This window comes from Thermophilibacter gallinarum, from assembly GCF_014982725.1.
Lineage (GTDB): Bacteria > Actinomycetota > Coriobacteriia > Coriobacteriales > Atopobiaceae > Thermophilibacter > Thermophilibacter gallinarum.
Genome location: NZ_JADCJZ010000002.1, coordinates 55,193 through 78,278 on the forward strand (window position 1 = coordinate 55,193; position 23,086 = coordinate 78,278).

At 69.6% G+C, this 23,086-nt stretch carries 17 protein-coding genes; 12 read left to right on the forward strand and 5 right to left on the reverse strand.

The genetic code is table 11. The features are described from left to right. Positions 1–7 precede the first annotated feature (7 nt). Together INF26_RS04210 and INF26_RS04215 are read left to right on the forward strand one after the other, a co-directional pair. Positions 8–1,801: an ABC transporter ATP-binding protein gene (locus INF26_RS04210; protein ID WP_226371915.1), complete on the forward strand. Its 1,794-nt coding sequence runs from the start codon at positions 8–10 to the stop codon at positions 1,799–1,801. Continuing rightward, complete coding sequence (locus INF26_RS04215) at positions 1,791–3,725, forward strand: ABC transporter ATP-binding protein (RefSeq protein WP_193529491.1); 1,935 nt, start codon at positions 1,791–1,793, stop codon at positions 3,723–3,725. Before INF26_RS04210 ends, INF26_RS04215 begins: the two co-directional genes overlap by 11 nt. Before the next feature lie 211 nt (positions 3,726–3,936). Here INF26_RS04215 and INF26_RS04220 read toward each other — a convergent pair whose 3' ends face one another. The 4 genes from INF26_RS04220 to INF26_RS04235 all read right to left on the reverse strand — a co-directional run bounded on the left by INF26_RS04220 (position 3,937) and on the right by INF26_RS04235 (position 7,701). Further along, a complete protein-coding gene (locus tag INF26_RS04220; protein ID WP_193529492.1) occupies positions 3,937–4,527 on the reverse strand; it encodes an HdeD family acid-resistance protein in 591 nt (196 codons plus the stop codon). A gap of 159 nt (positions 4,528–4,686) precedes the next feature. Beyond that, a complete protein-coding gene (locus INF26_RS04225; RefSeq protein WP_332307306.1) occupies positions 4,687–6,549 on the reverse strand; it encodes an ABC1 kinase family protein in 1,863 nt (620 codons plus the stop codon). A 10-nt stretch (positions 6,550–6,559) separates the two neighbouring features. Then, complete coding sequence (locus tag INF26_RS04230; protein ID WP_193529493.1) at positions 6,560–6,907, reverse strand: phasin family protein; 348 nt, start codon at positions 6,905–6,907, stop codon at positions 6,560–6,562. Positions 6,908–7,023: 116 nt separating this feature from the next. Beyond that, entirely contained in the window at positions 7,024–7,701 is a 678-nt protein-coding gene (locus INF26_RS04235; protein WP_193529494.1) for an HAD family hydrolase, read from the reverse strand. 142 nt (positions 7,702–7,843) lie between these two features. Between INF26_RS04235 and INF26_RS04240 the strand changes: the two genes are divergently transcribed. The 6 genes from INF26_RS04240 (at position 7,844) to INF26_RS04265 (ending at position 15,100) form a co-directional block, all read left to right on the forward strand. Continuing rightward, positions 7,844–9,118 carry a DUF1015 domain-containing protein gene (locus tag INF26_RS04240; RefSeq protein ID WP_193529495.1) on the forward strand — a complete coding sequence of 425 codons (1,275 nt, stop codon included), beginning with the start codon at positions 7,844–7,846 and terminating at the stop codon, positions 9,116–9,118. A gap of 41 nt (positions 9,119–9,159) precedes the next feature. Beyond that, a complete protein-coding gene (locus tag INF26_RS04245) occupies positions 9,160–11,382 on the forward strand; it encodes a hypothetical protein (protein ID WP_193529496.1) in 2,223 nt (740 codons plus the stop codon). Beyond that, complete coding sequence (locus tag INF26_RS04250; RefSeq protein ID WP_193529497.1) at positions 11,379–12,050, forward strand: HAD family hydrolase; 672 nt, start codon at positions 11,379–11,381, stop codon at positions 12,048–12,050. Before INF26_RS04245 ends, INF26_RS04250 begins: the two co-directional genes overlap by 4 nt. A gap of 168 nt (positions 12,051–12,218) precedes the next feature. Continuing rightward, complete coding sequence (locus INF26_RS04255) at positions 12,219–12,791, forward strand: helix-turn-helix domain-containing protein (RefSeq protein ID WP_193529498.1); 573 nt, start codon at positions 12,219–12,221, stop codon at positions 12,789–12,791. A 32-nt stretch (positions 12,792–12,823) separates the two neighbouring features. Further along, positions 12,824–13,492, forward strand: coding sequence for a M48 family metallopeptidase (locus INF26_RS04260; RefSeq protein ID WP_193529499.1), 669 nt, complete (start codon positions 12,824–12,826; stop codon positions 13,490–13,492). Between the two features lie 222 nt (positions 13,493–13,714). Continuing rightward, the gene (locus INF26_RS04265) at positions 13,715–15,100 is read left to right on the forward strand and encodes a TrpB-like pyridoxal phosphate-dependent enzyme (RefSeq protein WP_193529500.1); all 1,386 of its coding nucleotides are present in this window, start codon (positions 13,715–13,717) and stop codon (positions 15,098–15,100) included. A 347-nt stretch (positions 15,101–15,447) separates the two neighbouring features. On the opposite strand, the gene INF26_RS04270 is transcribed toward INF26_RS04265, so the two are convergent. Further along, on the reverse strand, positions 15,448–17,241 hold the full coding sequence (locus tag INF26_RS04270; RefSeq protein WP_193529501.1) for a carbon starvation CstA family protein: 1,794 nt from the start codon (positions 17,239–17,241) through the stop codon (positions 15,448–15,450). Positions 17,242–17,437: 196 nt separating this feature from the next. Here INF26_RS04270 and INF26_RS04275 point away from each other — a divergent pair, with 196 nt between their 5' ends. From INF26_RS04275 to INF26_RS04290, 4 genes are all read left to right on the forward strand, one after another. Then, on the forward strand, positions 17,438–18,118 hold the full coding sequence (locus tag INF26_RS04275; RefSeq protein ID WP_193529502.1) for a response regulator transcription factor: 681 nt from the start codon (positions 17,438–17,440) through the stop codon (positions 18,116–18,118). 21 nt (positions 18,119–18,139) lie between these two features. Continuing rightward, positions 18,140–19,177, forward strand: a complete 1,038-nt coding sequence (locus tag INF26_RS04280; protein ID WP_193529503.1) for a sensor histidine kinase — start codon at positions 18,140–18,142, stop codon at positions 19,175–19,177. A gap of 234 nt (positions 19,178–19,411) precedes the next feature. After that, positions 19,412–20,092 carry an ABC transporter ATP-binding protein gene (locus INF26_RS04285; protein ID WP_193529504.1) on the forward strand — a complete coding sequence of 227 codons (681 nt, stop codon included), beginning with the start codon at positions 19,412–19,414 and terminating at the stop codon, positions 20,090–20,092. A 2-nt stretch (positions 20,093–20,094) separates the two neighbouring features. After that, positions 20,095–23,049, forward strand: coding sequence for an ABC transporter permease (locus INF26_RS04290; RefSeq protein ID WP_193529505.1), 2,955 nt, complete (start codon positions 20,095–20,097; stop codon positions 23,047–23,049). The last annotated feature ends 37 nt before the right edge of the window (positions 23,050–23,086 follow it).

Consider the following 23,086-nt stretch of genomic DNA (forward strand, 5'->3'; position numbering starts at 1 on the left):
GGCGCATATGACCTACCCCCAGATCATGCGCCGCCTCATGGGGAGCATCCGCCAGTACAGGGGCGCCGCCATCGCCACTCCCCTGCTGGTGCTCGGCGAGGTCGTCTTCGAGGTGCTGATCCCGCTGCTCACCGCTGACCTCATCGACGCGATCAAGGCGGGCGCGGACCTCTCCGAGATCCTCTCCACCGGCGGGCTTCTCGCCCTCATGGCGCTCGTCTCACTCGCCTTTGGCGCGGCGGCGGGCCTCACCTGCGCGAAGGCCTCCGTCGGCTTTGCCAAGAACCTCCGCAAGGACATGTTCTACAACATCCAGACCTTCTCCTTCGCGGTGATCGACCGCTTCTCGAGCTCCTCGCTCGTGACGCGCCTCACCACCGACGTCATGAACGTGCAGATGGCCTACATGATGCTCATCCGCACCGCCATCCGCTCGCCGTTCATGCTCGTCGGCGCCTTCATCGCCGCCCACACGATGGCGGGCTGGCTGGCCGTCGTCTTCGTGGTGGTCATCCCGGTGCTCGCCGTGGCGCTTCTCGCCGTGGTGCGCAAGGTCACGCCGATCTTCCGCCGCATCTTCCGCAAGTACGACGCCCTGAACGAGCGCGCCGAGGAGAACCTCTCCGGCATCCGCGTGGTCAAGTCCTACGTCCGCGAGGACTACGAGAAGCAGAAGTACGACGCCGCCGCCAGCGAGGTCCAGCGCGACTTCACGCACGCCGAGCGCATCCTCGCCCTCAACGCCCCGATCATGAACTTCTGCGTCTACACCGTCATGGTGTTCGTGATCTACGTGGGCTCCTACGCGATCGTCTCCACGCGCGGCGAGCTTCTGGACGTGGGCCAGTTCTCGTCGCTCATCACCTACGGCTTCATGATGCTCATGAGCCTCATGATGCTCTCCATGATCTTCGCCATGGTCGTCATGAGCGAGGAGAACGCGCGCCGCATCTTCGAGGTGCTCGACGCCAAGACCACGATCGAGCAGCCCGAGAACCCCGTCATGGAGGTTGCGGACGGCTCGATAGACTTCGACCACGTGGGCTTCTCCTACAAGGGCGACAAGAACCACGAGGCCCTGCGCGAGATCGACCTGCACATCAGGAGCGGCGAGGTCATCGGCGTGATCGGCTCCACGGGCTCGGCAAAGTCCACGCTCGTCCAGCTCATCCCGCGCCTCTACGACGTCACCGAGGGCACCGTGCGCGTGGGCGGCGTCGACGTGCGCGACTACGACCTCGACACGCTGCGCAACGCCGTGGCCATGGTGCTGCAGAAGAACGTGCTCTTCTCGGGCACGATCAAGGACAACCTACGCTGGGGCAAGCAGGACGCCACGGACGAGGAGATCGTCGAGGCGGCCAGGCTCGCCCAGGCGGACGAGTTCGTCCAGACCTTCCCCGACAAGTACGACACCCACATCGAGCAGGGCGGCACCAACGTCTCCGGCGGCCAGAAGCAGCGCCTGTGCATCGCGCGCGCCCTGCTCAAGAGCCCGAAGATCCTCATCCTGGACGACTCGACGAGCGCCGTCGACACCAAGACCGACAAGCTCATCCGCGAGGGCTTCAAGAGCTACCTGCCCGAGACGACCAAGATCATCATCGCCCAGCGCACCTCGAGCGTGGAGGACGCGGACCGCATCGTGGTCATGGACTCGGGCCGCATCAACGACGTGGGCACCCACGAGGAGCTGCTGCGCCGCAACGCGATCTACCGCGAGGTCTACCTCTCGCAGAACAAGCAGAGCCACGACGAGAAGAACCTCGACGAGCTGGAGGTGACCGAGAATGGCCGATAAGCCCGCCGCCGCGCGCGGACGTGCGCCCAAGTCGATCGGGCGCACGGCGCTGCGCGTCATCAAGATGCTGCGTACGTTCTACCCCGTCATGCTGCCGACCGTCGCCGTCTGCATCCTCGTCCAGTGCGTCGTCCAGGCGACGCCCAACATCTTCATGGAGCGCTGCCTCACCATCGTGGGTGAGTTCTGGGAGAGCGGCGACTGGGCGACCGCGCAGCCGCTGGTCTTCAAGAACGCCGCGATCCTCGCCGTCATGTACTTCCTGAGCCTGATCTGCAACGCCGTGTGGCAGCAGCTCATGGCGATCCTCACCCAGGGCGCGCTCAAGAAGTTCCGCTGCCTCATGTTCGACCACATGCAGGACCTGCCGATCCGCTACTTCGACACGCACCCGCACGGCGACGTCATGAGCTACTACACCAACGACGTCGACGCGCTGCGCCAGATGATCGCGCAGTCGCTGCCGCAGCTGTTCCTCACGACGCTCATGCTTATCTCCGTGAGCGCCATCATGATCTACTACAGCCTGCCGCTCACGCTCGTCGTGGTGGGAGGCGCCGCGATCATGGCGCTTCTCGCCAAGACGCTCGCCGGGCGCTCCGCGAAGAACTTCCTGCGCACGCAGCGCGCGGTGGCCACGGTCGAGGGTCACGTCGAGGAGGTCATGAACGGCGAGAAGGTCGTCAAGGTCTTCTGCCACGAGCGCCAGACCGAGGCCGCCTTCGACGCGCTGAACGACGAGCTCGAGGCCGCGGCTCGCGCGGCCAACTCCTACGCCAACACGCTCATGCCGATCCTCATGAACATGGGCAACCTGCTCTACGTGGTGGTGGCCGTGGCGAGCGGCGTCTTCCTCGTGACGGGCATCCCCAACCCGTCGATCTCTGGCCTGCCGCTCACGATCGCCGTGGCGGTGCCGTTCCTCAACATGACCAAGCAGTTCGCCAACCAGATCGGCCAGATCTCCAACCAGGTGAACTCCGTCGTCATGGGCCTCGCCGGCGCCGAGCGCATCTTCGAGCTGCTCGACGAGCCAATCGAGGAGGACGAGGGCTACGTCGAGCTCGTGGCCTGCAAGATCGACCGCGACGGCAACGTCCGCGAGTGCGAGCGGCGCGACCACGACTGGGCCGGCCAGTGGGCCTGGCGCCACCCGCACCAGGCGGACGGCAGCGTGACCTATACCCCGCTCGCCGGCGACGTGCGCCTCTTCGACGTGGACTTCGCCTACGAGCCGGGCCACACCGTGCTCCACAATGTCTCGCTCTACGCCAAGCCGGGCCAGAAGGTTGCCTTCGTCGGCGCCACCGGCGCGGGCAAGACCACGATCACCAACCTGCTGAACCGCTTCTACGACATCGAGGACGGCAAGATCCGCTACGACGGCATCAACATCAACAAGATCAAGAAGCCGGACCTGAGAAGGTCCCTGGGCGTGGTTCTGCAGGACGTGAACCTGTTCACGGGCACCGTCATGGACAACATCCGCTACGGGCGCCTCGACGCAACGGACGAGGAGTGCGTCGCCGCCGCGCGCCTGGCCGGCGCCGACGACTTCGTGCGACGCCTGCCCGACGGCTACGACACGATGCTCACCGACAACGGCGCCGCGCTGAGTCAGGGCCAGCGACAGCTGCTCTCGATCGCGCGCGCCGCGGTCGCCGACCCGCCGGTCATGGTGCTTGACGAAGCCACGTCCTCTATCGACACGCGCACCGAGGCCATCGTCCAGCGCGGCATGGACGCGCTCATGACCGGGCGCACCACGTTCGTGATCGCGCACCGCCTGAGCACGGTCCGCAACTCGGACGTCATCATCGTCCTCGACCACGGCCGCATCATCGAGCGCGGCACCCACGACGAGCTGATCGCCAAGAGGGGCACGTACTACCAGCTCTACACGGGGGCCTTCGAGCTCGAGTAGGGGCCGTCGACACCTGGGGCCCGCCCCGACGTCCCTCCGGGAAGTGCGCTGCGCGGAACTTCCCTCCGGGACGCCGGGGCGGGCCTCGTTTTTCAGCCGAGCACCCGTCCGGGAATCGGCGGCCTTCCGCGTCCGTTGCGGGGCGACGTCCCGGAATCGGCGGAGTTCGCGGGGAAGGTCCCGAACCTCGGGGTACGCGAGGCTGACGGCGCTACCGCTCGATCGGGCGCATCGAGATGGCCTCCACGAGCAGGCTGGCGCCGCCGACGATGAGGTAGGCGGCCAGCACGTAGCCGATCACGACGCCGGAGAACGCGGGCATGAGGAAGAAGACCAGGCCGCATGCCACGTTGAGCACGCCCGTGACGGTCGCCATGCCGGCGTTGGGCAGGCCGAAGTAGCGCATGCGACGCGCATAGGTGATCCGCTCGGCGCCGGAGACTATGAACAGGAACGCCAGCAGGAACACGACCGTCCCCGCGGTGAGGTAGGCGGGCAGCGTCATCAGCATCAGGCCGAGAAGCGCGTTGAGCACCCCCATGACGAGCGTCGCGGGGCTGCGGAAGAGCTCCGGGGTGTGCACGTACGACGCGATCCCGGCGACTCCCCCCACCACGAGCGCCGCGGCGGCGGCACCCTGGATGAAGGCGTAGACGCCGTAGGGCGCGGCCGCGGTCGCGATGCCCGCGAGCACGAGCAGCACGCCGATCGCGACGGTCCAGACGCGTGCGTGGCGCAGGCCGGAGTTCCAGCGGTCGACGAAGTCGCCCACGTGGTCGAAGTTAGAGTCGTAACGCTCCATGAGGTTCCCTCCAGAGAAACGGCCCGGACGGTCCGGGCCGGCTGATTACTCTCTTCTGCCCAAAGTCAGCCCGGGGAACGCGGGCATTCAGGAACGGGAAAACCCTCACGCAGTCGTCACATTGCTCGGCAGCCCCTGAAAGACGGCCGCCGCGGGCGCCTAGCGCCTCCGCCGACGTCGGCTCTCGCGGATGATGTCCTGGGCCACCCAGACGCAGAGCACGAAGGCAGCGAGGTAGCCGAGGAAGCCGATGATGGGGATGCCAAAGATGACCGGCTTGATGCGCGCGTAGTAGACCACGGACGAGCCTATGAACAGGCCGGCGATGATTACGCTCATCGTCATTCGGTTGGCGATGCGCGAGAGGTCCTCGAGCGGGTCCTCGGTGCCCGCCAAGTCGAGGTTCACGCGCAGCTGCCCGCGCGTGAGCATCCGCATGGCAAGCCCCGCCTCCTGGGCCGCGCCGAGAAGCCCGTGCGTGGCGGCGACGCTCTCCCGCGCCAGCCTCTTCCCCTCGCGCGCCGCGAGCTCACTGGCGGTTGAGTGGGCGCGCAGGTGAGCGTGGATGATCTCCACGATGGAGACGTCGGGCAGCAGGTCGTGGACCGTGCCCTCCAGCGTCACGAGCGAGCGCGCGAGCATCGTGACCGAGCTCGGGAGCTCGATGCCATCCTTCTGGGCCATGGAGATCAGCGAGTTCATGAACGCGCCGACGTCCAAATCCGACAGGTCGGCCAGGCCGTAGTCCGCGACGATGGCGTCGAGATCGGCGAGCAGGTGCGCCTGGTCGACGTCGGAGGTGTCGGACACCGAGAAGCGCATGAGGCCCTCGGCGAGCCCCGGGGAGTCGCAGCGCGCGACGGCGCTCACCATCGTGCCCATGGCGGAGCGGTCGTGGCTGGAGAGGCGCCCCATGATGCCGAGGTCGAGGTAGACGATCTTGCCACCCACGATCACGAGGTTGCCGGGGTGCGGGTCGGCGTGGAAGAAGCCGTCGTCGAGCATCTGGCTCGTGTAGTTGTCGGCCAGCTTGGTCCCGATCTCGGCGAGGTCGTAGCCCTCGGCCACGAGACGGGCGGTGTCGTTGATCGGGATGCCCTCCACGTAGTCCATGACCACCACGTGGCGCGTGCACAGCGCGGGATAGGGCTTGGGGCAGTCGATGAAGGCGCACCCGGCGTTGTTGCGGCGAAACTCCTCGAGGCTCCTCGCCTCCACGAGGAAGTCGGTCTCCTCGCGGAAGCTCTGCCAGAGCTCGTCCACCACCGACTGCAGGTCGACGAACTGCTCGTCCCCCATGAAGCGGCTCGCGTAGCGCGCGAGCGAGCGCATGATCGAGATGTCCTGCGCCATGATCTCCTGCACGTGGGGGCGCTGGACCTTGACGGCGACGAGCTCGCCGGTCACCAGGCGCGCCTTGTGCACCTGGGCGACCGACGCCGATCCCAGGGGGCGGTCGTCGATCGCGTCGAAGATCTCCTCGATCGGACGGTCGTACTCGGCGCGCAGCGCGGCGAGCACCGCGTCGCGGTCCATGGGCTGGACCTCGGTGCGCAGGCGCCCGAGCTCGCGCGTGAAGCCCTCGGGCAGGATCTCGGAGCGCATGGAGAGGATCTGTCCCGCCTTGACGAAGGTGGGGCCCAGCTCCTCGAGCATGCGCCTCAGACCCTTGGGCGTGAGCCCGTGGAAGATGTCGTAGCGGCGCACGATCTGCAGGATCTCGCCGATGCGCGCCAGGCGGGAGCCGCGGCTGAGCGCGTACTCGTCGTCGCGACGACCACCGAAGAGCCCGATGGTCTGGCTCTCGCCGAGAAGCGACTCCCGGCTCACCCGCTCGTACCACGCGTCGAGAAAGTCCTGGGCGGTGCGCGAGACCCGCGCCGCCGCCTCGTCGGGGTGCTCCCCCGTCCCGGACACGTCGCCCTCCGCTGCCTCTGCCGCGACGGGCGCCGCCTCCCCCTCGGCAGGCGCCTCGGGGTCGGTCGCTCGCCCGAGCTCCTCGTTCTTCTCGTCGTGCGTCACGCCGCCGTCCCTACTCGGCAGCGTCCGCGTCCTCGGGGGCCTCCTCGACGTCGACCTTCACCGAGGCCTCGTCGATCTCGGCCGCCATCTGGGCGACCTTGGCGGCGAACGCGGCGCGCTCCTCGGCCGTCATGGCCTTCATGCGCGCGCGGACGGCGTTCTCGGAGGTGTTGTCGATGACCTCCTTGGCCTTGCGGGTGAGCTCCTGGTTGAGCGTCTTGCCCTGCTCGACCGTCAGCTCGCCCTTCTTGACCAGCTCCTCGACGACCTCCTGGGTCTTCTCGGCACCCGTGGCCACGGCGCCCACGCCGGCGAGGAACATCTTGCGAAGGCCCTCTGTCAGGTCAAAGTCCGCCATGTCAATCCCTTCTCCGCTTCTCCGGCGCGCAGCGCGCCCCTTCCATGCTGACCCTTCTACCCGTTCGGGCTGTGGGCGTTACCGCCGAGCGGGACGAGCGGTCGGCGGGCGCGGGCTCAGCGCGTGCCGAGAAGGACGTGCGCCAGCTGCTCGACCGTGTCGGCGAGCTCGCAGGCGCCGGCCTCCTCGAGCTCGCCCGGACGGGCCGCCCCGCCGTAGGTGACGCCGACGCAGGGCACGCCGCACGCCGCCGCGGCGTCCACGTCGTGGTGACGGTCTCCGACCATGACGGTCTCGTCCGGCCCGACGCCGAGCTCGCGCATCGCGTGCCTGATCAGCGATACCTTGTCGCCCTCCTCGTCGCTCGTCTTCCCGAGCGCCACGTCGAAGAGGCCCGAGATCCCGTCGTCGTCGAGCGCGCGGGCGACCAGGCGCATCTGCTTGGAGGAGGCGACGGCCATGAGGCGGCCCGCGGCGCGCACGCGCTCGAGCATGTCGCGCACGCCGGGGAAGAGCGGCCACGCCTCCGCGCCTATCTCGTTGTAGATCGCACGGTACTCCGCGGTGATCTGGGCGGCCTCCTCCGGGGAGAAGCCGTACACCCACTCGTAGGCCTGCGGGAAGGGCGGGCCCACGAGGCGGGTGAGGTCGCCCATCGCCTCGTCGTCGAGGCCGTGGCGCGCGAGCACCGTCCGCGCCGTGCCCGTTATGGTCGGCACCGTGTTGGCAAGGGTGCCGTCGAAGTCGAAGATCACGAGCCTTCTGCCCGCGGCGGTCGCGTCCGAAAGTGCCATGCGCCCTCCTCGCCGTTGCCGTGCGTGTCGCAATGATACCGCGGGACGCGCGGGGGCGCCGCCCCGGAATCGCCGGGGCTCACGGGCCACGGCGCGCGGCTGCGGTATCATGGCTGCACGAAAGCGCGAGCGAGGAGGCCACATGCACGTCGAGCCCATCACCTGCTACCGACCCCGTCCCGAGCGGGCGCAGGAGTTCGCCGCGCCGCCCTACGACGTCTTCGACCGGTCCGGTGCCGCCGCCTACGTTGCCGCCCATCCCGGCACGTTCCTCGCCGTGGACCGTCCCGAGACCGCCTTCCCGACCGACCACGACCCCTGCGCGGACGACGTCTACGCACATGCCCACGACCTTCTCGCCGAACGCGTCGCCGACGGCACGCTGCTGCGCGACGGCACCCCCTGCTTCTACCTCTGGCGCCTGCGCGACGCCGGCCACGAGCAGACCGGCATCGTCGCGGCGTTCTCCGTCGACGACTACACCAACGGCATGATCCGCCGTCACGAGCTCACGCGCCCCGCCAAGGTGGAGGACCGCATCCGCCACATCTCCGCGACCTGTTGCCAGACGGGCCCGGTCCTTCTCGCCTACCAGGGAAACCCCGTGCTCGAGGCCCTGGTCGAGGCGGCGAAGGCCGCCGAGCCGCTCTACGACTTCAAGGACGGGTCCGGCGTCCGCCACACCGTCTGGCGCGTGGCGCGACCCGCCGCGGTGGAGTCCCTCCGCCTGATGATGGAGCACGTCGACCGCGCCTACATCGCCGACGGCCATCATCGCGCCGCCGCGGCCGAGCGCGTGTGCCGCTCCATCCGGACCGACGAGGGCGACCACTGCTCGGGCGGCGAGGCGTACAACTACTTCCTCGGGGCGCTCTTCCCGGTTGGGCAGCTGAGCGTCCGCGCCTACGACCGCGTCGTCTCCGACACGAACGGCCTCGACGAGGCGTCCCTGGTCGAGGCCCTCTCCGCGGCGGGCCTCTCGGTCGGCGAGCGGCGCACGGAGCCCGTGGAGCCGTCCGAGCGCGGGCGCTTCGGGATGTACGCGTTCGGCGCCTGGCGCGAGCTCGCGCTCGAGGGCCCGAGGCCCGAGGGCGCGGTAGCCGGGCTGGACGTCTCCGTCCTGCAGGACCGCGTGCTCAGGCCCGTCCTGGGCGTCGACGACCCGACGGACGACCCGAGGGTCACCTACGTCGGGCGCGTCGCCGGGACCGCGGAGCTCGAGCGCCGCGCGGGCGAGAGGGGCGTCGCGTTCTCGCTCTTCCCCACCACGACGCGGGAGCTCGTGGCCGCCGCCGACGAGGGCCTGACCCTGCCGCCCAAGTCCACCTGGTTCGAGCCGAAGCTCCTGAGCGGGCTCTTCGTCCGTCGCGTCAACCACCGCGAGTCGATCATCGACGGGACGAGGCGCGCCCGTTAGGGGAATATAAGGGGAAGGGACAGTCGGGAGAGGAGGTGCCCATGGACGAGCGGGGACGCGACGAGCAGCGCGGACGGCTCGGGAGGCTCTTCGCCGCGCTCGTGGGCACCGAGGACGCCGACGAGCGCGACGGGTCGACGGCGGCGGGCGCCGCGACGGCCGAGGCGGCCGCAGCCTCCCACCTCGACCTCGAGGCCCTCTCGAAGCGCCTTGCCAGCTCGCCGGACCCGGTGCGGGTCCTGCGGTCCTTCGTCTCCGACGTCCGCTCGAGGACCGAGACCGCCGAGGCCGGCGCCGAGCCGAGCGCCCTCGAGACCTATCTCGCCGAGCGCCTCGACGAGGCGGACCTCTCCGGGGCCGACGGCGTCTCCCTGCCGTCGCTGCGCGTGGTGCGGCCCAACACCTCCGGCCTCTTCTACCTGCGCATAGATGACGACGAGGTGACCTGGCTCGCCAAGCTCAAGGTGCTCCGCGTGGAGGCCGTCCTCAACGCCGCGCTTCTCGCCACGCTGGGGCTCCCGGACGCCGATGCCGCGAGCCTCGAGGACCTCGTGGCCTTCGAGGGCCGTTGCGCCCGCTCGGTCGTCGCCCAGGCGGCGCGCCTCGCCGCGCGGCAGGAGAGCCCGGCGCGCGGAGAGTGGGCCGTGCGCTCCGCGATATCCGAGGCGATCGAGTCCGCGCGCCTCCCCTACCGCCTCATGGCCCGGTTCCGCGTCAACGTCGCCGGAGGGCGGGCCGCCTTCGAGGTCGACGTCGTGCCGCCGCGCATCTGGCCTGCGACCGCCCGCGTCGACGGGCTCGGGATCGTCGCCTCAACCGCGGAGATGCGACGCCGTGCGGCGAGCGAGTACAACCTGCGCGTGGGCGTGCTTCTCGCCGCCTATGCGCTGCTCGTGGCGCCCGAGCTGGACGAGGTCTGGGTCGCCGGCGTCGAGGACAGCGGCTCGTCCCACACCTGCTACTACTCGGCCCGGCTCACGCGAGCCCTGGTCGAGGGGATGGACCTCGAGGGCCCGGTCGACCCCTGGGCCGTCATGCGGGAGGCGGGAGTCGCCCTCGACGGGGACGACCGCGTCCTCGCGCCCGTTACCCAGGGCTTCACGCTGGACGACGAGCTCCTGTGCCCCGCCCGTCGATGGGACCCGGTCGAGCTCTCGGAGGAGCGACTCGGCCCGGCCCTGGCGCACGAGCTCGGCGGCGAGCTCAGGCGCGACCTCGGCATAGACGAGGCGGCCGCGCGCAGACGTGCGGCGGACGAGCTCGTCCGGCAGCTGGGGACCTCCACCTCGCAGAACGTGAGCGCGCTTCTCGCCGTGGGCGGCGAGGGGGCGCCCGAGGACGTGCGCCTCGCAGCGCGGCGCTGCGTGGAGGCCCTGATAGACGGAACGCTCGACGACGACCCGCTCGCGATCGTGGAGTCGTTCGTGGGGGGCGGCGCGCTCGAGCGCGGCGTCGACGAGGCGCGGGCTGCCTTCCTCTCGCACGACATCGAGACCGCCGAGAAGAGCGCCCGCTCCGCGCTCTCCCCCGTCGACGACGCCGGCGCCTTCGCCGACGCGCCCGGCGTCGCCTGGAGGACGTTCGGCACCTATGCGGACCGCGTGCTCTACAACCGCCTCGCGGGCGGGCGGGACCTCCGCGCCCGGCTCGCGCCGGACGCCTACCTCGAGGGTCATCTGATCGTCTCCGCCTGCGCGCTCGCCCGCGGGGACATGGGCGAGGCGCTCGCGCACGCCCGACTCGCGTGCGAGGTCGCGCCCCTCTCCACGCAGGCGAGCCTGCACCTGTCGCAGTGCCTCGAGGCGAGCGGGGACGCCGCGGCGGCGGCCGACGAGCTCCGGCGCCTGCTCTCCCTCGCGCACGACGGCGAGACGATCGGCCTTGCGTACCTGCGGATGTCCCAGCTGCAGTGGCAGCAGGGCAACGTGCTCGCCACCCAGGCGTGCTACCAGCTCGCGTGCGCGCGGCTCGGGGCACCCGTGCTGGTGGCGGGGCTCGCCGTGGTCGCCCTCATCGGACGGGTCGGGGACGCTTCCGGCTCCTCCCTCACGGAGGACCAGGTCAGGAGCGCCCTCGTGGCCGAGGACATCCCGCTCGCCCCCACCGAGGAGGTGGGCACGGTGCTGCTGGAGGCGTCCGGCGCCGCCATCGACGCGGAGCTCTTCGGCGTGGGGCGCGACCTCGTGCGCGCTCTCTGCTCGGTGCTGCGCGACGACGTGGTGCTGGGTGTCTACCGCTCGATCGAGGACGAGCCCGACCGATGAGCGACCCGCGGCAGGTGAGCCTCTGGCCGCCGTCCTTCTCGACGGCGATCTTCGACTTCGACGGGACGCTGGCGGACACCTGGTCGCTCTGGCGGCAGGTCGACGAGATCTTCTTCTCCTCGCGCGGGCTTCCCTTCGACGAGGACGCCTCGACCACGCTCGCCACGCTCGGCTTCGCCGCGGGCGCGCAGTGGTGCGTGGAGCGCTACCGCCTGCGCGACGAGGTGGCCGACATCGTTGACGAGTGGAACCGCCTGGGGGCGGCGCTCTACGAGAGCGAGGTCCGCCTGCGGCCGGGCGCTGAGGCGTATGTGCGCGCGCTCCGGTCGCGCGGGGTGCGCGTGGGCCTCGCCACCACCAACGACCCGCACGTCCTCGGCGCGATGCGTCACGTGGACGTGGGCGGGCTCTTCGACGAGGTGGTCTGCGGGCGCGAGGTCGCGCGCGGCAAGGACCACCCGGACATCTACCTCGAGGCCGCCCGACGGATGGGCGCGGACCCCGCGGACTGCGTCGTGTTCGAGGACATCCTGCCCGGCACGCTCTCCGCGGCGCGGGCGGGCATGACCACGGTCGCCGTGGCCAGCAGCGACCCGCGCCAGCCCGCCTCGGAGCTGCGCCGCGCCGCGGACCGCTGGATCGTGGGCTGGGAGGGCCTTCTCGGCTGACCGCTCCTGGGCGACGGGTTTTACGGTTTGCGACCGTTCTTCTCGCCCCGCGGGCCGTAAAAACCCGTCACTCGCCCGGGGCGCCGGCAGGAGACGACCCCACCGCAAAAGCCTTTTGACAGACAGCCGGGCGCCGCTGTGGCATGCTTGGCGTCGAGAGGAGGCCCCATGACCGGACTCGACAAGGAGACGATCGGCCGGCGCGTGGCCGAGCTGCGCGATGGGCGCGGCTGGAGCCAGGAGGCGCTGGCCGAGCGCCTGCACGTCACAAGACAGACCGTCAGCAACTGGGAGCGGGGCAAGACGCTCGTGGACGTCCAGAGTCTGGCGGCGATGGCGGACGAGCTGGGGTGCCCGCTGTCGGAGCTGCTGGGCGAGGAGCAGGTGCGGGCGGCTCGGCAGGGCACCGAGGCGGCGCGGCGCGAGCTCGCGATTGTCTACGTCGTGCTGGCCCTGCTCTGGGTCCCCGCCATCGCGCTCGACCTCACCGAGCGCATGAGCGGCACGAACCTCCTCTGGGTCTGGTGCGCGCTGCTCGTCGTGTGCGCCCCGCTCGCCTGGCGGGCGTGGCGGCTCGAGCGCGACTACGACCTGCGCGTGACCCGCGAGGTGGCGCGCTTCATCGAGACCGGGGAGCTGCCCGCGGGCGACGAGCGCCCCAAGGGCCATCGCGTGCTCGGGCTCGTCGGCGTCGTCGTGATCTTCCTCCTCGTGGACGCGCTGCTGGACGTGTTCTTCTGAGCCCCGGGACGCGGCCGCGCTACAATGCGCCCATGACGAGAAGAACCACAACCAGGACCCTGTTCGCGGGCGGGCCGGGCGGCGTCCCCGTCGAGGTGGAGCGCAAGCGCGTTCGGCGGCTCAACCTGCGGGTGCGCGCGGACGGCTCGGCGCACCTGTCCGTCCCCGCGCGCTGCCCGCTCTCCGAGGCTCAGCGCTTCCTGGACGCGCACGAGACCTGGCTGCGCAAGCACGTCCGACGCCGGGAGGAACGCGCCGACGTGCCCGACGACGGGCTCGTCCCGCTCTGGGGCGCGCTCGTGCCGCTGCCCGCCGGGACCGCCCCCGACGAGCTCTACCGCACCGAGCTGGCGGCGAGGCTGCCCGAGGTCGCCGCGCGCATGGAGGCCGCGCTCGGCGTGCGCGCCGCCGGCTGGCAGCTGCGCGCCATGTCCACGCGCTGGGGCTCGTGCACGCCCAGGACCGCGCGCATCCGCGTCAACGTGCGCGTCGCCGCCTACCCGCCCACCTGCCTGGACTATGTCGTCGCACACGAGCTCACGCACCTCTTGGAGCCGAGCCACGACGAGCGGTTCCATGCCCTTCTCGCCGGCGCGTACCCGGACGAGCGTGCCGCCCGCGCCCTGCTGCGCCGCCCCGCGCGCGCCGTCGCCGACGATTCGTCGCCGACCGTTAACGTCGACGAAACAATCTCTGGGTAAGCTGCCCTCAATCGTCTCCGAAAGGATGCCGTCAATGTCCCGTCTCGCGTACATCGCTCTTCTCGGCGCTCCGGCCGTGGCCGGCGCTGGCGCGTGGTGGTGGACAAGGACGACTCCCCTCTCGGACTGACGAGGCCACTCACGCATACATAAGGGCCCTCGGACTCAGTTCCGGGGGCCCTTTTCTTGTGCGCGAAGAACCGACTGCGAAAGGAGCGCGTCATGACCGGCACCACCCCCTACCGCACCTACCTCAGCGAGCAGCAGATCCCGACCGCCTGGTACAACCTGCGCGCCGACATGCCCGAGAAGCCCGAGCCCATGCGCCTGCCAAACGGCGCCGTTGCCACCCACACCGACCTCACGCCCGTCTTTGCCGACGCCCTCATCGACCAGGAGCTCGACGACGACACCGCCTACTTCGAGATCCCCGAGCCCGTGCGTGAGATGTACAAGGTCTACCGCCCGAGCCCGCTGTGCCGCGCGTACAACCTCGAGCGCGCGCTCGGCACGCCCGCGCACATCTACTACAAGTTCGAGGGCAACAACACGAGCGGCTCGCACAAGCTCAACTCCGCTCTCGCGCAGGCCTACTACGCCGCCGCGCAGGGCCTGACCAACATCACCACCGAGACGGGCGCCGGCCAGTGGGGCACCGCGCTCGCCGAGGCCGCGGCGCACTACGGCCTCGACCTCGACGTCTTCATGGTCAAGTGCTCCTACGAGCAGAAGCCGTTCCGCCGCAACATCATGGAGACCTTTGGCGCGACGGTGACACCGTCGCCCAGCACGACCACCGAGGCCGGTCGCAAGATCCTGGCCGCCCACCCCGACTCCTCCGGGTCGCTCGGCACCGCCATCTCCGAGGCCGTGGAGCGCGCGCTCCACGTGCCCGAGAACCGCGGCCGCTACCAGCTGGGCAGCGTCCTCAACCAGGTGGTGCTGCACCAGAGCGTGATCGGCCTCGAGAGCTACGAGGCCCTGCGCGTGATCGGCGAGTACCCCGACATCGTGATCGGCTGCGCGGGCGGCGGCTCCAACCTCGGCGGACTGATCGCCCCGTTCATGCGCGACAAGCTGTGCGGCGAGCGCCCTGACACGCGCTTCATCGCGGTGGAGCCCGCGAGCTGCCCCTCGCTCACGCGCGGCCGCTACGCCTACGACTTCGCGGACACGGGCCAGACCTGCCCGCTGTGCAAGATGTACACGCTCGGCAACGGCTTCATCCCCAGCTCCGACCACGCGGGCGGACTGCGCTACCACGGCATGAGCCCAATCGTCTCCAAGCTCAAGCACGACGGCTACCTCGAGGCGGTGGCGGTGCGCCAGACCGACGTCTTCGAGGCGGGCGAGAAGTTCGCCAAGCTGGAGACCATCCTTCCCGCGCCCGAGAGCTCTCACGCGATCCTCGCCGCCATTCGCGAGGCCGAGAAGTGCCGCGAGACGGGCGAGGCCAAGACCATCCTCTTCGGCCTCACGGGCACCGGCTACTTCGACATGGTCGCCTACGACAAGTACAACCGCGGTGAGATGAGCGACCACGTGCCATCCGACGAGGAGCTCGAGGCGGGTTTCGCCACGATCCCGAGCATCCCGGGGGTCCAGTAGCGAGAACGGGCGGGACGAGCCGTCGACTCGCCCCGCCCTCGTGCACTTCGGCCGCTCGTGATGAAAGGTTGGCTTCTCGGCTGCAGAACCGTCGCTCGTGATGAACGATTTCACCGATATGCGCTCCTATGATTCGAACTTTCATCACCTTATATGGGAAAATAGAATCCGTCGTCGGATGATGACGGAAAAACGTTCATCACGAGCGACGGTTTTGCAAACGGAACTGCCTCCGTTCATCACGAACGGCGCTTTTGCAGATAGTTTGCCGGACCAAAACCAAATCGGGGACGGGACGCAGCTCGCGCGTCCCGTCCCCACTCCATTGCCATCAAGCAAGAAGAGGTCTACTGCCCGCAGTTCTCATGACCGAGATCGGACCACTCGGGGTCCTCGTCGGGAATGGAGCCGGCGGCCTTGCCGAAGAGCTCCTTCAGACAGTTGTAGGCAACGATCAGACCGAGCACCACGAGCAGGATCGCGAAGACGAGCTGCAGGCCCGAGGTCGCGATCACCGCCGCGCCGCTCGCGGCAAGCGCGTTCACGCAGCCGATGATGCTCTGGACGAGCGAGGTGAAGGTGCTCACCAGCAGGAACGCCACGGGCACGTAGAGCATGAAGCCCTTGCGACCGGTGCACTTGCAGAAGACCGCGAGCATGATCATCGTCATGCCGCCGAGCAGCTGGTTGGAGGCACCGAAGAGCGGCCAGATGTTGGTGTAGCCGCCGAAGGCGAGCGCGAGGCCCAGCGCCAGCGTGAGCACCGTGGAGACCCAGGTGTTGGCGAGGAGCTTGGCCACGCCGGTCGCGCCGGCACCGGCCTCCTCGGCCGCGTCGTTGCTCTTGGCGAAGAACTCCTGGAACGAGAGGCGGCCGATGCGCGCCACGGCGTCGACGGAGGTGAGGGCCAGCGCCGAGACGCACATCGTCATGAAGACGGTCGCGAGCGTCCCGTCCACGCCGAAGGCCATCATGCCGCGGGCGACGCCCTGCGAGAAGATCTGGAACGGGGTGCCCACCGCGGCGCCGCCCGCGCCGCTGGTGTTGATCTGCGCGAACATGATCGCCGCGACCACGATGGCGAGCACGCCCACGAAGGACTCGAGCACCATGGCGCCATAGCCCACGGGCAGCGCGTCACGCTCGTTCTCCACCTGCTTCGAGGAGGTGTTGGTGGAGACGAGGCTGTGGAAGCCGGAGAGCGCGCCACACGCCACGGAGACGAACAGCAGCGGGAAGAGGTACTGCCCGCCGGCGGCGAGCGCGCCAAGGTCGGCGACCATCGGGGCGGTCATCTCGGCCTCGCCGTTCGCGCCGAGCACGAAGATGCCAAGGACGGCGCAGACGATCATGACGAGCATCATGATCGAGGTGAGGTAGTCGCGCGGCTGCTTGAGCGTCTGGATCGGCATGGCCGCCGCGAAGAGCAGGTACACCGTGATGACGGCGAACCAGCCGAGCTTGTCCAGGTAAACGGGGACCTGCATGCCAACCGCGAACATGAGCACGAAGAGCACGACGGCGAGCAGGAGCTCCTTCCAGCCGGACAGGCCAAAGCGGCGGTTGATCCAGCCGAAGGCGATGGCGACGAAGGTGAACAGGATCGAGATCGTGCCGGCCGCGCCGCCCGCGTAGGAGACGGCGGTGTCGACGGCGCCCGCAGCATCGAAGGTCGCCACGAACGTGCCGGCGACCATGTCCACGAAGGCCGCGATCACGATGATCGTGAAGAGCCAGCTGAACAGCAGGAACAGGCGGCGCCCGGTGCGCCCGATGTACTTCTCGATGAGCTGCGCGAGCGACTTGCCGTTGTTGCGCATGGACGCATAGAGCGCGCCGAAGTCGTGCACGGCGCCGAAGAAGATGCCGCCCACGAGCACCCACAGAAGTACCGGCAGCCAGCCGAACATCATGGCGGCGATGGTGCCCGTGACGGGGCCGGCGCCGCAGATGGAGCTGAACTGGTGCGAGAAGACCGTGAAGCACGAGGCGGGCGAGAAGTTCTTCCCGTCCTCCATGCGACGCGCGGGCGTGAGCGCCTCGGCGTCGATGCCCCACGTGCGCGCGAGCCAGCGGCCGTAGAGCAGGTACCCGGCGGCCAGGACCACGGCCGCGACGAGCACGATGACGATTCCGTTCATGTATCCCTCCCTAGTACGTTGGAGCCTCGGACATGTTGCGCGCGCAACATCTGGTCCTCACCTCGCAGCCTCGACATGGTTTCTGACCGCTAACCGCCGCGTAACATGCCGTTCACAGGAGGACCGTGACGGAAGCGTCACGGGCCCGCGTCCTTCTCGGCCCCTATACTCGGATGCAGACAACGAAGGGAGGACCATGCTGCGCATACTGCTCGCAGAGGACGACCCGCTGATCGTGGAGGGGCTCTCCGAGCTCCTGGCCAACGAGGGCTACGCCGTGCTGTCATCACCCACCCAGGCTGGCGCCGTGGAGCTCGCCTGCGCACCGCACGCCGACATCGCGCTCGCGCTCGTTGACCTCACGCTGGCCGAGGGCAGCGGGTTCGCCGTCTGCAACGCGATCAAGCACGTGACGCCCGAGGTCCCCGTGATCTTCCTCACCGCCGCCGACGACGAGCTCTCCACCGTGACGGGCCTCGGCATGGGCGCAGACGACTACATCGCAAAGCCCTTCCGCCCGCGCGAGCTCGTGGCCCGCGTGCAGGCCGCCATCCGCCGCGCCCGCCCGGAGCGCTCGACGCTCTCGCTGGGGCCCGTGACCATCGACCTCGACCGCGCCCGCGCCGAGAAGAACGGCCATGAGGTGCCGCTCTCCGCGCTGGAGTACCGCCTGCTGCTGCTCTTTGCCAAGAACGCGGGCAGGATCGTCACGCGCGACATGATCCGCGACGCCCTCTGGGACGACGCCGGCGCCTACGTGGAGGAGAACACGCTCTCCGTCTACATCAAGCGCCTGCGCGACAAGCTCGAGGACGACCCGACCGACCCGCGCCTGATCGTCACCGTCCGCGGCATGGGCTACCGCGCCCAGGGCTAGACGAGGACGGGCGAGAAGCGCATGCTGCTGAGAAACGCAGAGGTCAGACGCACGGTCTTCGTCTTTGTCGCCGTGGGCGCCGCAGGCGTCGGCGCGGCCTGGGCGCTCGCGGGCGCGACTGCGGCCGCCGTGGTCGCCGCGACCGTCACGGTCCTTCTCGCCGTGCTCCTCGCGTCGACGCGCCTGCGCTACCGGCACATCGCGCGCATGGCGGAGCAGGTGGACGCCGTGCTCCACGGAGAGCGCGACGTGGGCTTCGAGCGCATGCGCGAGGGCGAGCTCGCGGTCCTGGCCTCCGAGCTGGACAAGATGCGCAGCCGCCTCGAGCTCGCCAACGAGGACCTGCTGCGCGAGAAGGGCGCGCTCGCGGACGCGCTGGCCGACGTCTCGCACCAGATCAAGACGCCGCTCACGAGCCTCTCGCTCATGACGTCGCTCACGCGCGGGGCGCTCGTGGAGGACGGTGGCCACCCGGGCGAGGTCGAGCGGCTGCGCACGATGGAGCGGCTGGAGGGCCGCGTGGAGTGGCTCGTGTCGAGCCTGCTCAAGCTCGCGCGCATCGACGCGGGCGTGGTGAGCTTCGCCCGGGTGCGCGTCGACGGCGCCGAGCTCGTGGCGCGCGCAATCGAGCCGCTGGAGGTTTCCGCCGAGCTCGCTGGCGTTGAGCTCGTACGCGACGTGCAGCCCGGCGCCGGCTTTGAGGGCGACCTCGCCTGGACGGCGGAGGCCCTCGAGAACATCCTCAAGAACTGCCTCGAGCACACGCCCGCGGGCGGGCGCGTGAGCGTGAGCTGCGCCGAGGACGCCCTGGCGTTCCGGCTGAGCGTGGAGGACACCGGTCCCGGCATCGCTCCCGGCGACCTGCCGCACGTCTTCGAGCGCTTCTACCGAGGCGGCGCGGCGTGCGCGGACGGCTCGGAGGTCGACCCCGACGGCGTGGGCATCGGGCTCGCGCTGGCAAAGAGCCTCGTCATCGCGCAGGGCGGCTCCGTCCGCGCCGGCAACGTCCCCGGCGGCGGCGCGCGCTTCGACCTCGTCTTCTTCAAGGCCACCGTCTAGCGGCGCCACGGTTCTTCTCGCCCGCGACGCGCGTTGCGATTTGTAACGTTTATCAGCCTCAAAACGTTACGAACCGCAAAGTGGCGCCCGGCAAACTGCGATTCGTAACGTTTTTCGGCCCAATTTCGTTACAAATCGCAAAGTCACCCGTGTGACGGATCCGTCACTCGCGCGTCACGCGCGCGCAGGGTGCCTCCCCCACCATAGAATTGACGACAAGACCAGGGAGGCAGCATGGACATTCTGCGCATCGACCATCTCACCAAGACCTACGGCACCGGAGACACCGCCGTGCGCGCGCTCGACGACGTGAGCTTCAGCGTCGCGGCCGGCGAGTTCGTGGCCATCATCGGCAGCTCGGGCTCGGGCAAGTCGACGCTTCTGCACATGATCGGCGGCGTGGACCGGCCCACCTCGGGCACCGTCTATCTGAACGGCGAGAACGTCTTCGAGCGCTCGGACGAGCAGCTCGCGGTATTCCGCCGCCGCGAGGTCGGGCTGGTCTACCAGTTCTACAACCTCGTCCCGGTGCTCGACGTGGTGGAGAACATGTGCCTGCCCGTGCTCATGGACGGCCGCGCGGTGAACGAGCGCCGCCTCAGGGCGCTGCTCAGCAGGCTCGGCCTCGAGGGTCGCGAGCACCACCTCCCCAACCAGCTCTCCGGCGGCCAGCAGCAGCGCGTCGCCATCGGGCGCGCCCTCATGAACGCGCCGGCCGTCGTGCTGGCTGACGAGCCCACGGGCAACCTCGACTCCAAGAACTCCGCCGAGATCATGGCGCTTCTGCGCACGTCAAACCGCGAGCTCAAGCAGACGCTCGTCGTGATCACGCACGACGAGGAGATCGCCCTCTCCGCCGACCGCGTGATCGCGCTCGAGGACGGCCGCATCGCCTCCGACACGAGGGCGAGGTAGCCATGGCCAAGCACTTCAAGGGCGAGAAGGACGCGCGGGGCGAGAAGGACCGCGCACTCGCGGCCGCCGTCGCGCCCCGCGGCAACGTCTTCACCCGCTTCACGCTGCGCTCGCTCAGGGCCAACCGCGTGCGCACGGTCGTCTCCGTCATCGGCATCGCGCTCTCCTGCGCGCTCATCACCGCCGTGCTGACGAGCGTCGTCTCGCTCACGGACGCGCTCATCCAGCGAACCGCCGAGGACGAGGGCTGGTGGTACGCAGAGGCTGCCGGCATCACGGACGACGACCTCGACCGCCTGCGGGACGAGCCCGGCGTGGTCGACTGGACCGGCATCGCCGACCTTGGGACCGTATCGCTCGGCAAGGAGAACGGCGACCTCTTTGGCAAGTACCTCTACGCCAAGACCTGGCCCGCCGAGCAGGACGGCGAGAAGCCCCTCGTCCGGGACCCCGAGCTCGTGGCCGGACATGCCCCGGAGGCGCCCGGGGAGATCGTGCTCCCCCACTACCTGCAGAACGTCGAGCTCGCGCCCTGCGGCCTCGCCACCGCGGGCGGAGGGCCCATCAAGCTAGGCAGCAAGGTCACGCTCGACCTCGGTACGCGAACGGTCACGAGCCTCACCGACGGAGTGAGCTTCACCATGACGAGCCTGCGCGGCGACTACATCGATGACGCCACGCAGAGCGAGTCCTTCAGCGCGGACCTCGGCCAGCTGAGCGGCACCGTCGTGGGCTTCTACCGCAGCTACGGCTACTCCGCCACGCTCGCGATGACAGGCAACGCCGCCTACGTCTACGACGACGGCTCGGCCCTCGAGCGCGTCATGACCGACGACTCTGACGCCACCTGGGCCTCCGTCCTCTTCCGCACGGAGAACCCCGCCGAGGCGGAGCGGCTCGCCGACGACATCGTCAACGTGTGGTCGCGCGACATCGACGGCGGCTCCACGGTCCACTCGAGCCTCATCCGCTGGATGGGCGCCACGCCGGACACGGCCATCTGGAACACGCTCTACCAGATCGCGGCCATTCTCGCCGCCGTCGTGGTCGTTGCCGGCGTGTCGCTCGTCTACAACAGCTTCGCCATCTCGGTCGCCGAGCGCACGCGTCAGTTCGGCTTGCTCTCCTCGCTCGGCGCGAGCAGACGGCAGCTCCGCCGCACCGTGCTCGTCGAGGCGCTCGTCATCGGCGGCGTGGGCATCCCCGTGGGCCTCGCGCTCGGGCTTCTCGGCTGCTTCGTGGTCTTCGGCCTCGTGGGTGACGGAATCAGTGCGCTCTTTGGCACCGATCAGGCGCACGTGGTCATAAGCCCCGGCGCGCTCGGGATCTCGGCCGCACTCGCCCTTCTCACGCTCTTCGTGAGCGCCTGGGTGCCCGCGCTGCGCGCGAGTCGCGTCTCGGCGGTCGACGCCATCCGCCAGACGCAGGACGTGCGCCTCTCACGCCGCGCCGTGCGCACCCAGCGACGCGCTGGCAGGCACGGCGATGCCGCGCGCATCTCGCCCGGCATCGCCGGACGGCTCTTCGGCATCCCCGGCCTCATCGCCCACAAGAACCTCACGCGCAGCTCGTCGAAGGGACGCGTGACCGTGGCCGCGCTCGCCGTCTCCGTCGCGCTGCTCATCACCTCGGGCGCCATCGCCGACGTCATGAGCTACGCGAGCAACACGGCTGTGGACACGATGGAGGGCCAGGACCTCGTGCTCTCGATCGACGCGACCGGCGCCGACGCCGACCAGACCCTCGCGCTCGCCGACGGCAAGGTGGACGGCGCCGGCATGCAGAAGGCGCTCGCGCGCTACTACGACGCCGCGCGTGCCGCCACGGACGCCACGGTAAACGGCTACGAGACGCGCTATGTCGCCGAGGCGCTCCTGCCTGCGGGCATGCTCGGCGACGACGCCGACCTTCTCGGCTCCGTCACCTCCCCGCTTGCGGACGGCTCCCGCTACGGAAGCGTCTACCTCGACTTCGTCGACGACGCGACCTGGAAGGCCTATGTCGAGTCCCTGGGGCTCCCCAGCAGCGAGTTCTGCGACCCCGCGCACCCGCGCGCCATTGCCGTGGACTCCTACGACATCAACGACGGCCAGACCTACGCGAACTACCGTCCCTTCTCCGGCACGGGCACGATCGCGTCGCTCGAGTTCGCAGACCTCGACGGCCGCTTCGTCTCCGGCATCGAGGACGACCCGTCCGGCGGCCTGCGCGTGCTCTACTACGACGACAAGGGCGACGAGCAGTACCTCTCCTACGACGAGGCCGTCGCGAGCGAGCAGGACATTGAGGTCGGCGCCCTCGCGGACTACCCGCCCGACTGCGTCACCTCCTCGGGCACGCTCCAGCTCATCCTACCCGCCTCCGCCATCGACCTCGCCGCCAACGCCGGGTACCTACGCGCCAGCATGTCCCTCGACACCGGCGGCGACGCGGAGCGCGCCAACCGGGCGCAGGACGCGATCGAGAAAATCGCCGCGGACTACCCCGAACTCGACGTCACCTACACCAACGTCGCCGACGCCAAGCTCCAGGCGCGCCTCATGACTACAACGGTCAACACGTTCATCTTCCTCTTTGCCGCGATCACCGGTCTCATCGCCGTGGCAAATGTCTTCAACACCCTCGCCAACGCGCTCATCCTGCGTCGCCGCGAGTTCGCGGTGCTCCGCTCGATCGGCATGGGCGGGCGGGCCTTCCGCCGCATGGTCGCCTACGAGTGCGCGAGCTACGCCCTGCGCGGCTTCCTGATCGGCTTTGCCCTGGCCGCCCTCGCCTCGGCTGGCCTCTACCAGGCCATGGCGCTCTCGTACTCGACCTACGAGTTCCAGCTGCCCTGGCCGCAGATCGGCGCCTCACTCGTCGTGGTTCTCGCCGTAATCCTCGTGAGCGTCGCGTACGCCCTGCGACGCTGCAACTCCTCCAACGTGGTGGAGGCCCTGCGCGCGGACGCGCTGTAGCGGACGTTCATCCCCTCCCCGGCCCCGGCTCGTCGCG